13 protein-coding genes and 1 tRNA gene are annotated in these 12,617 nt (G+C 61.2%); 6 read left to right on the plus strand and 8 right to left on the minus strand.

All coding sequences use genetic code 11. The features are described 5' to 3' along the window. The first annotated feature begins 65 nt into the window (after positions 1 to 65). A complete protein-coding gene (locus LQK84_RS17425; protein WP_442966978.1) occupies positions 66 to 1,316 on the plus strand; it encodes a ubiquinone biosynthesis hydroxylase in 1,251 nt (416 codons plus the stop codon). Between the two features lie 66 nt (positions 1,317 to 1,382). On the opposite strand, the gene LQK84_RS17430 is transcribed toward LQK84_RS17425, so the two are convergent. The 4 genes from LQK84_RS17430 to LQK84_RS17445 form a co-directional block, all read right to left on the minus strand. Then, on the minus strand, positions 1,383 to 1,571 hold the full coding sequence (locus LQK84_RS17430; protein WP_230830000.1) for a Trm112 family protein: 189 nt from the start codon (positions 1,569 to 1,571) through the stop codon (positions 1,383 to 1,385). A 10-nt stretch (positions 1,572 to 1,581) separates the two neighbouring features. Beyond that, positions 1,582 to 2,250, minus strand: coding sequence for an LON peptidase substrate-binding domain-containing protein (locus LQK84_RS17435; RefSeq protein ID WP_230830001.1), 669 nt, complete (start codon positions 2,248 to 2,250; stop codon positions 1,582 to 1,584). 119 nt (positions 2,251 to 2,369) lie between these two features. After that, on the minus strand, positions 2,370 to 3,350 hold the full coding sequence (gene trxA / locus LQK84_RS17440; RefSeq protein ID WP_230830002.1) for a thioredoxin: 981 nt from the start codon (positions 3,348 to 3,350) through the stop codon (positions 2,370 to 2,372). Positions 3,351 to 3,405: 55 nt separating this feature from the next. Then, positions 3,406 to 3,915, minus strand: a complete 510-nt coding sequence (locus tag LQK84_RS17445) for a prolyl-tRNA synthetase associated domain-containing protein (RefSeq protein WP_230830003.1) — start codon at positions 3,913 to 3,915, stop codon at positions 3,406 to 3,408. Positions 3,916 to 4,158: 243 nt separating this feature from the next. On the opposite strand from LQK84_RS17445, the gene LQK84_RS17450 reads away from it, so the two are divergent. The 3 genes from LQK84_RS17450 (at position 4,159) to LQK84_RS17460 (ending at position 5,511) form a co-directional block, all read left to right on the plus strand. Continuing rightward, positions 4,159 to 4,233: transfer RNA gene (locus LQK84_RS17450), tRNA-Gly, on the plus strand. A gap of 244 nt (positions 4,234 to 4,477) precedes the next feature. After that, on the plus strand, positions 4,478 to 5,122 hold the full coding sequence (locus LQK84_RS17455; RefSeq protein ID WP_230830004.1) for a hypothetical protein: 645 nt from the start codon (positions 4,478 to 4,480) through the stop codon (positions 5,120 to 5,122). Then, a complete protein-coding gene (locus LQK84_RS17460) occupies positions 5,119 to 5,511 on the plus strand; it encodes a DUF5615 family PIN-like protein (RefSeq protein ID WP_230830005.1) in 393 nt (130 codons plus the stop codon). The genes LQK84_RS17455 and LQK84_RS17460 overlap by 4 nt, the downstream gene beginning before the upstream one ends. A gap of 14 nt (positions 5,512 to 5,525) precedes the next feature. Here the strand turns inward: LQK84_RS17460 and LQK84_RS17465 are convergent, their stop codons facing one another. Then, on the minus strand, positions 5,526 to 6,344 hold the full coding sequence (locus LQK84_RS17465) for a MerR family transcriptional regulator (RefSeq protein WP_230830006.1): 819 nt from the start codon (positions 6,342 to 6,344) through the stop codon (positions 5,526 to 5,528). Positions 6,345 to 6,479: 135 nt separating this feature from the next. Here LQK84_RS17465 and LQK84_RS17470 point away from each other — a divergent pair, with 135 nt between their 5' ends. Together LQK84_RS17470 and LQK84_RS17475 are read left to right on the plus strand one after the other, a co-directional pair. Beyond that, positions 6,480 to 7,760, plus strand: coding sequence for a 4-aminobutyrate--2-oxoglutarate transaminase (locus LQK84_RS17470; protein ID WP_230830007.1), 1,281 nt, complete (start codon positions 6,480 to 6,482; stop codon positions 7,758 to 7,760). Between the two features lie 3 nt (positions 7,761 to 7,763). Beyond that, entirely contained in the window at positions 7,764 to 9,242 is a 1,479-nt protein-coding gene (locus LQK84_RS17475) for an NAD-dependent succinate-semialdehyde dehydrogenase (RefSeq protein ID WP_230830008.1), read from the plus strand. Positions 9,243 to 9,298: 56 nt separating this feature from the next. Here the strand turns inward: LQK84_RS17475 and LQK84_RS17480 are convergent, their stop codons facing one another. From LQK84_RS17480 to LQK84_RS17490, 3 genes are read right to left on the minus strand one after another with little or no spacing between them, the layout of a single operon-like run. Next, positions 9,299 to 9,916 carry a ParB-like protein gene (locus tag LQK84_RS17480; protein WP_230830009.1) on the minus strand — a complete coding sequence of 206 codons (618 nt, stop codon included), beginning with the start codon at positions 9,914 to 9,916 and terminating at the stop codon, positions 9,299 to 9,301. Continuing rightward, the gene (locus tag LQK84_RS17485) at positions 9,906 to 11,570 is read right to left on the minus strand and encodes a SulP family inorganic anion transporter (protein WP_230830010.1); all 1,665 of its coding nucleotides are present in this window, start codon (positions 11,568 to 11,570) and stop codon (positions 9,906 to 9,908) included. The genes LQK84_RS17480 and LQK84_RS17485 overlap by 11 nt, the downstream gene beginning before the upstream one ends. Before the next feature lie 12 nt (positions 11,571 to 11,582). Then, entirely contained in the window at positions 11,583 to 12,596 is a 1,014-nt protein-coding gene (locus LQK84_RS17490) for an aldose epimerase family protein (RefSeq protein WP_230830011.1), read from the minus strand. Positions 12,597 to 12,617 lie beyond the last annotated feature (21 nt).

The raw sequence follows: 12,617 nt of genomic DNA on the forward strand, positions 1-12,617 counted from the left end.
TCAATGGTAAGAATGGGCTCAATGGTAGGAATGGCGTTTTCCATCCTCTATATAGGTCAGGTAGTTTGCTCAAGGGCAGTCATACAAGCGAGGTTGGTGCGATGATCGATATCTGTATTGCGGGCGGGGGATATGTCGGGATTTCGCTCGCGGTCGCCGTGAAGTCGGCAGCACCGCATCTGGATGTGCGCGTCTATGATGCTGCACCCGAAGGGGTGTGGGAAAAGGACGAGCGCGCCTCGGCGATTGCCGCCGGCGCCAAGCGCCTGCTGACAGTTCTCGGTGCCTGGGACGATATCGCGCCCGAGGCCGAGCCGATCCGCAAGATGATCATCACCGATTCGAAGACCGCCGACCCGGTGCGCCCGGTCTTCCTCACCTTTGACGGTGAGGCGGAGGCCGGCGAGCCCTTCGCCTACATGGTTCCGAACCCGGCCATGGTGCGGTCGCTCCGAAAGCGCGCCGATGCTCTGGGCGTCGAAATCCGCCAGGGCGTTTCGGCCGTCGACTTCAAGACCGGCGATGCCTGGCAGACGATCACGCTTTCGAATGGCGAGACGCTTGATGCGCGGCTGCTGGTGGCCTGCGACGGCGTGCGTTCGAAGCTGCGCGACATTGCCGGCATCAAGACCGTGCGTTTCGATTATGGCCAGTCCGGCATCGTGACGACGATCGAGCATGAGCGGCAGCATGAGGGCATTGCCGAGGAGCATTTCCTGCCCGCCGGCCCGTTCGCGACGCTGCCGCTCAAGAACAACCGCTCCTCGCTCGTCTGGAACGAGCGGACGGAAGATGCGGATGCGCTTCTGAGGGCCGATGATCTGGTGTTCGAGGAAGAGCTGGAGCGTCGCTTCGGCCACAAGCTCGGGTCGATCAAGGTCGTCGGCGGCAAGCGGGCCTTCCCGTTTGCGCTGACGCTCGCCCGCGAATTCGTCGCGCCCCGCTTCGCGCTCGCCGGCGATGCGGCGCATGGCATCCATCCGATCTCCGGCCAGGGGCTCAATCTCGGCTTCAAGGATGTGGCCGCACTTGCCGAGACGATTGTCGAGGCAGACCGGCTCGGGCTCGATTTCGGCCAGCTCAACATTCTGGAGCGCTATCAGGAATGGCGGCGGTTCGACACGTTCCGCATGGGCGTGACGACCGATGTGCTCAACCGCATGTTCTCCAACGATTTCACGCCGATGCGCATGGCGCGCGATTTCGGGCTGAGCGTTGTCGACCGGCTGCCGGGCCTGAAGAACTTCTTCATCCGCCAGGCGTCCAACGTCGGCGGTTCGGGCGACCCGAGACTGCTGGGCGGCCAGCCGATCTGATCGGCTTCTTGTTTTGCGCAATTCCGGACGCGAAACCGGCGTCCACTTTCGCTGGACTTGCTCGGCTCAGTCCTCGATCTTGCGGGCTTCCGACATCAGCATGATCGGAATGCCGTCGCGCACGGGATAGGCGAGCTTTGCCTTTTCCGAAATGAGTTCGTTGCGCTCGGCGTCAAAACTCAGCCGCCCCTTGGTCAGCGGGCAGACGAGCAGTTCCAGCATTTTCGGATCGATACCGCTGGTGCGTGCGCTCATGGGCGGCCTCTTACTGCAAGGTGCTTCCGCCACCATCCGAGCCGGCCTTGGCCAGGGCAATCTCGGTGATGGCAATCAGCGTTTCGGCACGCGTCTTCAGGTCCGGGGCTTCGAGCAGCGCCTGCTTTTCCGCCGGGCCATAGGGCGACATCATCGACATGGAATTGACCAGCGTGGCATTGCTGGCGCGGGAGATGTTGTCCCAGTCGGCTTCCAGGCTGTTGGCGTCGAGATAGTCGCGGAAGGCCTGCAGCAGGCCCTTGCGATCGACGCTTTCCTCGTTCACCGGCTCGAGGTCGGTGAGGAAGGGCGCAAGCTTGACCTGCCGGTAGGGTGTCGTGACGGACAGTTCCTCCAGCACGCGGAAGCGTGTCACGCCGGTCAGCGACAGGATATAGCGCCCGTCGCCGGTCTCGCCGAAGGAGGTGATGCGGCCGATGCAGCCCACCTTGGCGAGCGGCGGCTTCGGATCGGCGGCGGCCGCGTCGAGTGCGGGCTGGATCATGCCGATCAGCCGGCTTCCAGAAATCGCATCGTCGAACATCGCCAGATAGCGCGGCTCGAAGATGTTGAGCGGCAATTGCGCGCCGGGCAGAAGCAGCGCACCGGCGAGCGGAAACACGGCCAGCGTTCTCGGAAGATCGTTTTCGGTCAGATAGCGTGCGTTACCGACTTGCATCGTCACTCCTTTGAGCCTGCCGGCTCGTCATCGATCCAGGCAGGCTCTGCGCTTCTTTGCTCGCGTCTGTCTTGCGGCGGGACCAGCGTCCCTTTGCTTCGGACAAACGCCGGGCGGGATCAGGAAAACAGGATCGATGACATCTTGCGCCGCGCGTAAGCCGTCGCCGGCTCCTTCGGGCCCCAAACATCAAAGAGGTTCAACAGTTCCCGGCGGGCGCCGTCGTCCTCGTAGGTGCGGTCCTTCTTCATGATGTAGAGAAGGTGGTCGGCCGCGTCCTGGCGGTTGCCCTGAACATTGGCGATCTTGGCGAGCTTCATGCGCGCCTCGTGATTGTCCGGGTTCAGAGACAGCTCGTGTTCCAGCGCATTCGGATCGCCCAGCTTGCGGGCTTCCTCATAGAGTTCCAGCGACTTGCGCACCGCGAGAATGGCCGGATCGGCCTTCTTCTCGTCATCAAGGCTGTCGATGAGGCCGAGCGCACGGTCATGCTGGCCGGCGAGGATCATGCATTGCGCCATGCCGGCAAGGGCTGCGATATTTTCCGGATCGGCCTGAAGCACGGCGGCATAAAGCGAGGCTGCGCCGCCGGCGTCGCGAGCGGCGAGCAGTTCGCCGGCCTGCACAAGCGTTTCGGCTATGGCTTCGGCCTGATCGTCGCCGGGGGCAGCACCCGCAATCTTGTCGATGAACTGGCGAATCTGGCTTTCCGGGATCGCGCCCATGAAGCCATCGGCCGGGCGGCCGTTGACGAAGGCGACGACCGCCGGGATCGACTGGATGCCCATCTGGCCGGCATATTCCGGGTGGTCGTCAATGTTCATCTTGACGAGCTTGACGCGCCCGCCCGCTTCCTTGACGACGCGCTCGATGATCGGTGTCAGCTGGCGGCAGGGACCGCACCACGGCGCCCAGAAGTCGACCAGAACCGGCTGATTCTTTGACTCCTCGATCACGTCGCGCGGGAAGGCCGCCGTCGTCGTTTCCTTGAACAGATCCGCGCCGCCGCCCGCAGGCGCCGCTGGCTTGCCGCCAAACGAGGCCGAGGCACTCATCGTGCCGCCATAAGAAGAACCATAAGGGTTATAGTCGCCGCTCATCGAAGTGCTCCCTCCGCGCCGTCGCGCAGACTTTTTTCATCCTACAGATCGTATGTCACTCGGTGACTTTCAAGACAATGGCCTCGTGGCCCGTCGCTTCCATGAAACGCAGCAAATCGTCGCGCTTGATTGCCGTGGTCGCGCTGTTGCGCAGCGGATGGCAGTTGATGATTTCGCTCTGCATCAGATCGGCGTCGAGGATAAAGGTCACCTGATGGTCCGTGTCGTTGATCGCGCCGAGCGCCGTCACTGAGCCCGGCACGACGCCGAGATATTCCATCAGCTTTTCCGCAGAACCGAAGGAGACGCGGCCGGAGCCGCCGATCAGCGTATGGACCGATTTGAGGTCCACGGTCGCATGTTCCTCGACGGTGAGCAGGAAATAGCGGCTCTTCTTGTCCTTGATGAACAGGTTCTTCGTATGCCCGCCGGGGATCGCGTCGCGCAGATCCTGGCCCTCGGCCACGGTAAAGACCGGCCGGTGCTCGTGGTTGATATAGTCGATGCCAAGGCCATCGAGAAATTCAAACAGGTCCTTGTCGGTTTTCGGTGTGCCGCTCATCATCAAGTCTCGCGCATGAGGTTTGCAATCTGAGCATCCCCAATAGGCCGCAAAGCCTTATGATGCAATCGTTCCGCACCCCGCCCGGTTCCCCTTGATCTTCCTTCACAAAATGCCTCAGTCAAAAAAACTTCACCGTTTGCAATTTTCCCTGTTGCATTTGAAAAGGGCTTGGGCCATATAGCGCCCGTCGCCGCAAGTCGGGGACGCTTCCACGGCCAACCACTACCCAGGCCGTTTGGATGAGCGGGTGTAGCTCAGGGGTAGAGCACAACCTTGCCAAGGTTGGGGTCGAGGGTTCGAATCCCTTCGCCCGCTCCAATTTTCCTAGGATTTGATTTGTATGTGATTAAGTTCATCTTGATGAAAGATGGATTTGGTATCACCGTTGCGCAGTTCCGCTCACGTGTGGTCAGCGGGCGAGCCATTGCATTCCGAGTACCTGCGGGCTTGCCTAACCGGAAGATAAGCGTAGGTTAAGGTTATGCTAATCGTGAATGGCCGTGATTTGCTTCCAAGGACGATCGGAGTGGGGTCATACACTGCGAGCGAAGCTGCACGACTGTTGAAGACCAGCCCGGCGAACCTGAATCGTTGGCTGCGAGGTTACACTTACAAGCGAGCCGGCGAATCGAGGGAGATACCCCCACTTTGGGATGTGCAGCATCCTCTGGTCGAAGGCCAACTTGAGATTGGGTTTCGTGACCTGATAGAGCTTCGTTTCGTGAAGGCATTTATCGATGCAGGCGTTGGTTTGTTGGCCATTCGCAACTGCCTAGATTATGCTCGTGTTTGCGTGAATGACGGCCACCCCTTTTCAACGAGACGTTTCCAGACTGATGGCAGAACGATCTTTCTTGAGAGTATCGACCGCATGGCTGAAGTTGATTCTCAGTCGAAAATTCTCGACCTGAAGAAGCACCAATATGTCTTTAAAGACATTATTCAGCAGACGTTTAAAGATCTTGATGTCGAGAATGACGCTGTCGCGCGGTGGCGGCCGTTTAACGGCAAGAAATCCATTGTCATTGATCCAGATCGTGCATTCGGACAGCCGATAGCTACTGATTTTGGAGTCCCAACAGTCGTTCTAGCTGACGCGGTTGACGCTGAGGGCTCGCCGGAAGACGTCGCTAGGATCTTCGAAATTCCGGTTTCTGTGGTGCGGGATGCTGTACAATTTGAAAGTCACCTAAAGAGAGCGGCTTGAAGGTTCTTGTCGACGAAAACCTTCCACCTGCATTGGCGCGTGCGCTGAACGCGCTATTTGCCGGTAAACACGAAATCATTCACCTGCGTGACCGATATGGCCCAGGTGTAAAAGATACTCATTGGATCACGGATTTGAGTGCTGACGGTCGTTGGGTTGTGATTTCGGGCGACCGGCGAATTACCCGAAACAAGGCTGAATACAGCGCGTTTCGCAATTCAAATCTCGTTGGCTTCTTCTTGGCCAAGGGGCTCTACAAATCATCTCTCTTAAAACAAATGGAACGAATCCTTGCGCTTTGGCAAACGATAGAGGCCCAATCCAACATAGTTCAGGGCGGAGCCATGTTTGAATTGCCAATGTCCAGCACACGTCTCAAGCAGCTTTGAACTTGAAATCTACCTCAGAACGACGCCGGCGTATTGATCCACAGCAGTACCGTCTCGCCCTCGCTCAGGTTCCGCCAAGAATGCGGCCTCCGGCTTTCGAAGTAGAAGCTGTCGCCTTCCGAGATGACGAAGAACTGGTCGTCGTCGAGGACGATTTCCATGGAGCCGGCGAGCACATGGATGAATTCCTCGCCTTCATGCGCGTAGGCGCCTTCGCTGGTCGCGCCGGGCGCCAGCACGAAGCGGTGACAGTCCATCATGTTGCGGCCTTCGGCCAGAACCTGCACGCTGACGCCGGTCGTTGTTGCCGGCCATGAGGTCCAGTGGCCGCGGCGGATCAGTGATTCGGCGGTGCGCGTGCCGCCCGTGCCGCTCAGGACCGAAAACGACGTGCCGAAATGGTGGGCAAGGTCGTGCAGCGATTTCAGCGACAGGCCTTGCGAGGTGCGCTCGAAGGTCGACAGAAGCGAGGCGGAAATGCCGGTCTCCTGCGACACCTTTTCCAGCGTTTCGCCGGCATCGCGGCGCAGCTTGCGGATTTTGGCGCCCATCTGCTGGGCCGGCGTCCGGCGCGGGGCCTTTTTCGGCTTGGCAGGCTCAGGCTCTTCGGCGGCGAGATTGTCGCGAATGGCGGCGGGGTTGATGCCCTTTTCCGATCTCAGCCAGCTGATCTTCTTCAGCCGGTCGATATGGGGCTGTTCATAGAGGCGCTGTCCGGTCTCGGTGCGCACCGGCTCGATCAGGCCCTGGCTTTCCCACAGGCGCAGCGTGGACGCTGAAACGCCGGCCATGCGGGCCGCTTCGGCAATCTTGAATCGCACCGTTTCAGTCATCTCGTCGCCCCGGTTGTCAGCTTGTCTCTACGGGAAAAATATCGCTCAGACCGTATTGCAAGTCTACAGAAAAAATGCAAAGTTTTTGTCGCGCCGAAGAGGCGACAAGATTTCCCCATCCGTTTGGAGACGACGATGCAGAATACCCAGATTGCAGCCCGCCGGGCTGATGCCATTTCGCGCGGTGTAGGCGTGACCACGCAGGTCTATGCTCAGAAGGCCGAGAATGCCGAGATCTGGGACGTCGAGGGTCGCCGCTATATCGACTTCGCCGCCGGCATCGCCGTCGTCAACACCGGCCATCGCCATCCGCGCGTCATCGAGGCCGTCAAGGCGCAGCTCGACAGCTTCACGCATACCTGCCACCAGGTCGTGCCCTATGAAAACTATGTCGAGCTGGCCGAGCGCCTGAACGATGCCGTTCCGGGCAATTTCAAGAAGAAGACGATCTTCGTGACGACGGGTGCCGAAGCGGTTGAAAACGCCGTGAAGATCGCGCGTGCCGCCACCAACCGTTCCGCCATCATTGCCTTCACGGGCGCCTTCCATGGCCGCACCTTCATGGGCATGACGCTGACCGGCAAGGTCCAGCCCTACAAGGTTGGCTTCGGCGCGATGATGCCCGATGTTTTCCACGTTCCCTTCCCGGTCGAGCTGCATGGCACGACGATGGAAGAATCGCTTGCCGTTCTCGAAAAGCTCTTCAAGGCCGATGTCGATCCGAGCCGGGTCGCTGCCTTCATCGTCGAGCCGGTTCAGGGCGAGGGCGGCTTCTACGAAGTGCCGCGCGCGTTCATGGTCAAGCTGCGCGAAATCGCCGACAAGTATGGCATCGTGCTGATTGCTGACGAAGTGCAGACCGGCTTTGCCCGCACGGGTTCGCTGTTTGCGATGGAAAAGTATGACGTCGTTGCCGACATCACCACCATGGCAAAGGGCCTTGGCGGCGGCTTCCCGATTGCAGCCGTCACCGGCCGCGCCGATCTCATGGATGCGCCCGGCCCCGGCGGCCTCGGCGGCACCTATGGCGGCAACCCGATCGGCGTTGCAGCAGGTCTCGCCGTTCTTGACGTCATCAAGGACGAAAACCTCTGCGATCGCGCCACCCAGCTCGGCAATCGCCTCAAGCAGCGCCTGTCGTCGCTCTCCGCGTCCGTTCCGCAGATCGCTGATATCCGTGGTCCGGGTTTCATGAACGCGGTTGAGTTCAACGTGGCGGGAACGAAGACCCCGAGCCCGGAGTTCACCAACAAGGTGCGTGAAAAGGCGCTGGAAAAGGGCCTGATTCTCCTGACCTGCGGCGTTTACGGCAATGTCATCCGCTTCCTGGCACCGCTGACCATCCAGGACGATGTCTTTGCCGAAGCGCTCGACATTCTGGAAAACACTCTCGTCGAATGCGCGAAGGAGGCGTGATTCATGGCGATTTCTGAAAAGCTGACAGCCAAGCTGAAAGATCCGAGCCTTGTCACCGACAAGGCTGTGATCGGCGGCGAATGGCTTGCAAAAAGCGATAGCGGCAAGACGTTCGACGTGACGAACCCCTCGACCGGCGAACATGTCGCGACGCTGCCCGATATGGGCCGCGCCGAGGCCGCGCGCGCGGTTGACGCCGCCTACAAGGCGCAGAAGGCCTGGGCGAAGAAGACGGGCAAGGAGCGCGCTGGCGTTCTGCGCAAGCTCTTCGACCTGATGGTCGCCAATGCCGACGATCTGGCCACGATCCTGACCATGGAAATGGGTAAGCCTTGGGCGGAAGCCCGCGGCGAAATCCTCTATGGCGCATCCTATGTGGAGTGGTTCGGCGAAGAGGCCAAGCGCGTCTATGGCGACACGATCCCCGGCCATCAGGGCGACAAGCGGATCATCGTCATCAAGCAGCCGATCGGTGTTGTTGCGGCCATCACGCCCTGGAACTTCCCGAATGCGATGCTTGCCCGCAAGATGGCGCCTGCCGTTGCCGTTGGCTGCGCCATGGTGTCCAAGCCGGCTGCCGAAACGCCGCTTTCGGCGCTTTCGCTGGCGATCCTGGCCGAACGTGCCGGCGTTCCCGCCGGCATTTTCAACGTCGTCCCCGGCACGGATTCCTCGGCAATAGGCAAGGAATTCACCGAGAATGACAAGGTGCGCAAGCTGACCTTTACGGGTTCGACCAATGTCGGCCGCATCCTCATGCGTCAGGCCTCCGACCAGATCATGAAGCTCGGCCTTGAGCTCGGCGGCAATGCGCCGTTCATCGTGTTCGATGATGCCGATCTTGATGCGGCTGTCGAAGGCGCGATCGTGTCCAAGTATCGCAACAACGGCCAGACCTGCGTCTGCGCCAACCGGCTCTATGTTCAGGCCGGCGTTTACGATGCCTTCGCCGAGAAGCTGGCTGCCAAGGTTGCCCAGATCAAGGTCGGTGACGGCTTTGAAGAGGGCGTCAATGCCGGTCCGCTGATCACGTCCAAGGCGATGGAAAAGGTCGAGGATCACATTGCCGATGCGCTGTCCAAGGGTGCCTCCGTCAAGCTCGGCGGCAAGCCGGATCAGCGCGGCGGTCTCTTCTTCCAGCCGACGGTTCTGACCGGGGTGACACCTGAAATGAAGATTGCCCGCGAAGAGACCTTCGGTCCCGTCGCGCCGCTCTTCAAGTTCGAGACGGAAGACGATGTGATTGAAATGGCGAACGATACCGAATTTGGTCTCGCGTCCTATTTCTACTCGAAGGATGTCTCGAAGATCTTCCGGGTCGCGGAAGCGCTGGAATATGGCATGGTCGGCATCAATACCGGCCTGATTTCCACGGAAGTCGCCCCTTTCGGCGGCGTCAAGCAGTCGGGCCAGGGCCGCGAAGGTTCGAAATACGGCATCGACGACTATACCGAGATCAAATATCTCTGCCTCAGCATCTGAGTCAGCTGATTATTGACATCATCGAAGCCGGCTCGCTGTTCAAGCGGGCCGGTTTTTCATTTGCCGCCGTCGACCCAGCCCGGCAGGTGCCTGGCGTCCTTGCTGCGGGATAGTTTCAGCGCCTTTTCGGCCGCATCATCGAAATCGTCGTCGGTTTCGGGGCGCTTCAGGCGGCGGCGGTAGAAGTCGGCCCAGAGGAATTCGGTATAGGGCGTCGATTCCTTGGCAAAGCCGCCTGCCTCGCGCACCGCGCCCGCCAGCGAGCGGAAGGGATCGTCCTGCAGGTCCCAGATCCGCTTCGGCAGGTCTTTCGCCGGTCGGCGCTCGCCGTCACCGTTGAAGGGATGCAGCCAGTTGCGATTGTCCATGAAGGTCAGGAATTCGTCCTTGCCGAGGTCGCTCAGATCGGCAAGCGTCGAGACGAGCACACTCTTGACCCCCTCCTTGTGCAGCGCCAGCGCCAGATGGTGATGGTCGACAATCCAGCAGCGGCCTTTCGGACCCAGCACACCCGGCAGCATGTGCTGGCCGAGAAAATCCGCATCTTCGCCTGCCGACATGTCTCGCCATTCGCGGCGCTTGCGATAGACCTCCCGCATGCCGACCGTCATCTGCGTCGGGCGCAGATCGGCAATCGGGACCGGGTGGAGCCGGGGTTGAAATTCATGGCGCATGGGATTGTGCCTCCGTGATGATCTTGCGTGCGGCGTCCGCCGTGTCCTCGACGCTGTAATAGGCGCGCTGCACCAGGGCAACGGCTCCGGCTGTGGTCAAGATATCCCGCACCGGGTCGCGGGCGCGGGCCAGAAGCAGCGTCCGTCCGGAGGCGGCGATCCGCCTGTCCGTCTCCTGGATCGCCTCCAGTGCGGTGCTGTCGAGATTGAGCGTTTCCTCGAGGCTCAGCACAACCACGCGGATGGCAGGGTCGGCTTCCGCCTGCTCGGCAATGGTGGCCAGTGTGCGCTCGGCATTGGCAAAGAAGAGCGCTTCGGAGGGCCGCCAGATGCCGACATGGGCCGGCACTTGCGCCTCCGGATGGCGGGCGATGTCGGCGAAATCGTGCGTGCCGGGCAGGCGGCCGAGCCGGGCAATCTGCGGCAGCGCCAGACGGCTCATGAGGGCCGCGACCGAGAAGGCAACCGCCAGCAACATGCCGTTGACGACGCCAAAGACCAGGACGCCGGCTGCGGCGGCAAGCGCGATCCACTGGTCGCGATCGATCTTCCAGAGCCGGATCAGCGGCGACGGGTCGAGCGCGTGGGCGAGCGCCGAAATGACGATGGCCGCAAGGACGGCTTCCGGAAGATGCGCAATCAGGCCGGCGGCCAGGACGACCAGAATGGTGAGTGCTACCGCTGCAATGAGGCTCGACCAGCGGCTCTGGGCGCCGGCGCTCTCATTGGCATTGCCGGCGGAAAAGCCGGCACCGACCGGCATGCCCTGAACGATGGCAGCGGCGATGTTGGAGAAGCCAAGCGCTGCCAGTTCGCGGTCCGGCTCGATCGGATCGCCATGGCGAAGCGCCAGCGCCCGCATCGTGCCCCAGCTTTCGGCAAAGAGGATCAGCACCAGCGGCAGGGTGAGCTGGATGAGGCGGGAAAGATCGGCCCAGACGAGGCTCGGCATTTGCGGCCATTCGAGCGTCAGCGAGAGAGCGCCGGTTTCCTTCAATCCGTATTGTGGAAGGTTCAGCGCCAGCGAAAGGCCCGCCCCGACAATCACCACCGCGAAGGCGGCGGGAAACAGCGGCCAGCGGCGCGTTCCGAACAGCACGGCCAGCGAAAGCGCTGCTGCGATGAGGCCGGCAGGCTGCCAATGCGGAATGCTGCGCACCAGACCGGCCACGAATTCGAAGATGTCGTCCGCCTTGACCGGGACGCCGGTGATCGAGGGCAATTGATGCAGGATGATCGAGACGGCAAGGCCGAAGGCGAAGCCGCGCAGCACAGGCCGCGCGATGAAGCCAGTCAGAATTCCCAACCGCAGCGCCCAGGCTGCCAGAAAGACGAGACCGGCAATGGCAATGGAAAGTGTGGCGAGAACAGATTTCGTCGCCGCATCGCCCGGAAAGGTCGCGAGCATGGCGGCGAGGATGGCGGCCGAAGAGGAGGTGGCCGAAACGACGGCAAAGCGGCTTCTGCCGATGAGCGCATAGACGAAACAGCCGGCGACTGCCGCATAGACTGCCCGGCCCGGCGGCAGGCCGGCAATTGTTGCATAAGCCACGGCTTCGGGAAGCAGCAGGCCCGCGACGGAAAGGCCGGCCACGATGTCGCGGCCGCCCGGTTTCTTCAGATGACTGCCGGCGCCGGGGGCCATTTCCGCCATTTGGGGTCCCGATCAGACTTGTTTGCTGAACACGTAGTCCGTTTCCTGGCGCAGCACCTCGCCGGGGCGGAGGATCGCGTTGGGGAAATGGGCGTGGTTGACCGCATCCGGCCAGACCTGTGTTTCCATGCAGAGGCCGGCATAGGGGCCATAGTGGCGGCCGCCGAGGCCGGGGACCGGGACGTCAAGCTTGAAGGCGGCATAGACCTGCACGCCGGGCTCCGTCGTCAGCACGTCCATGGAGACGCCGGATTTCGGGCTCTTCAGTGTTGCCACCTTGCGCTTGGCGACGCGTTCCGCCGAAAGGCAGAAATTGTGGTCGTAGAGGACCTGTTCGCCGTTTTCGAGCTTGCGGATCGGGCGCGATGTGCGGAAATCGTAACCCGTGCCGGCAATATCGGGCGTTTCGCCCGTCGGGATCTGCGCCGCATCGGTCGGCAGATAGCTATAGGCGTCGATCTGGAGTTCGTGGTCGACAATGCTCGGACCGCCGTCGAGATTGAAATAGCTGTGATTGCAGATATTGACCGGGGTCGGGGCATCCGTGGTCGATTCGTAGACGATGGAGAGGCAACCGCCGTCCTTGAGCGTGAAGATCGCCTTGATCTTCGCGTTGCCGGGATAGCCGGCGCGACCATCGGGATCGAGGATGCTTAAGGTGACGCTGTTGGCGGTCAGCGCGTCGATCGTCCAGACGCGCTTGGCAATGCCGTCCGAGCCGCCATGCAGGTGGCCGATGCCCTTTTCGTTCTTTTCCAGCTGGATCGTCTTGCCGTCGAGCGTGAATTTGCCGCCGGCAATGCGGTTGGAGCAGCGGCCGGGCGTGGCGCCGAAATAGGAGGAGTGGAGCGGATAGTCCTCGAACTTTTCGAAGCCGAGCGAAAGGGGCGCGTCATGGCCTTCCAGACGCAGGTCCTGGATGACTGCGCCCCAGGTCATGATATGGGCCGTCAGGCCGCCGCCGGAAATGGTGACGCGATGCACATCCTCGCCCTTGGCCGTCTTGCCGAACAGTTCAGCGTCCATATTGATATTCCTCTATGTTCA

The organism is Rhizobium sp. C4 (assembly GCF_021026315.1).
Lineage (GTDB): Bacteria > Pseudomonadota > Alphaproteobacteria > Rhizobiales > Rhizobiaceae > Ensifer_A.

What these genes read in the sequence shown, in the direction of transcription:
- LQK84_RS17465 (WP_230830006.1), bottom strand. Translation starts at nt 6,344, where the DNA reads ATGACTGAAACGGTGCGATTCAAGATTGCCGAAGCGGCCCGCATGGCC.
- trxA (WP_230830002.1), bottom strand. Translation starts at nt 3,350, where the DNA reads ATGAGCGGCGACTATAACCCTTATGGTTCTTCTTATGGCGGCACGATG.
- LQK84_RS17490 (WP_230830011.1), bottom strand. Translation starts at nt 12,596, where the DNA reads ATGGACGCTGAACTGTTCGGCAAGACGGCCAAGGGCGAGGATGTGCAT.
- LQK84_RS17435 (WP_230830001.1), bottom strand. Translation starts at nt 2,250, where the DNA reads ATGCAAGTCGGTAACGCACGCTATCTGACCGAAAACGATCTTCCGAGA.
- LQK84_RS17445 (WP_230830003.1), bottom strand. Translation starts at nt 3,915, where the DNA reads ATGATGAGCGGCACACCGAAAACCGACAAGGACCTGTTTGAATTTCTC.
- LQK84_RS17475 (WP_230830008.1), top strand. Translation starts at nt 7,764, where the DNA reads ATGGCGATTTCTGAAAAGCTGACAGCCAAGCTGAAAGATCCGAGCCTT.
- LQK84_RS17430 (WP_230830000.1), bottom strand. Translation starts at nt 1,571, where the DNA reads ATGAGCGCACGCACCAGCGGTATCGATCCGAAAATGCTGGAACTGCTC.
- LQK84_RS17480 (WP_230830009.1), bottom strand. Translation starts at nt 9,916, where the DNA reads ATGCGCCATGAATTTCAACCCCGGCTCCACCCGGTCCCGATTGCCGAT.
- LQK84_RS17470 (WP_230830007.1), top strand. Translation starts at nt 6,480, where the DNA reads ATGCAGAATACCCAGATTGCAGCCCGCCGGGCTGATGCCATTTCGCGC.
- LQK84_RS17485 (WP_230830010.1), bottom strand. Translation starts at nt 11,570, where the DNA reads ATGGCGGAAATGGCCCCCGGCGCCGGCAGTCATCTGAAGAAACCGGGC.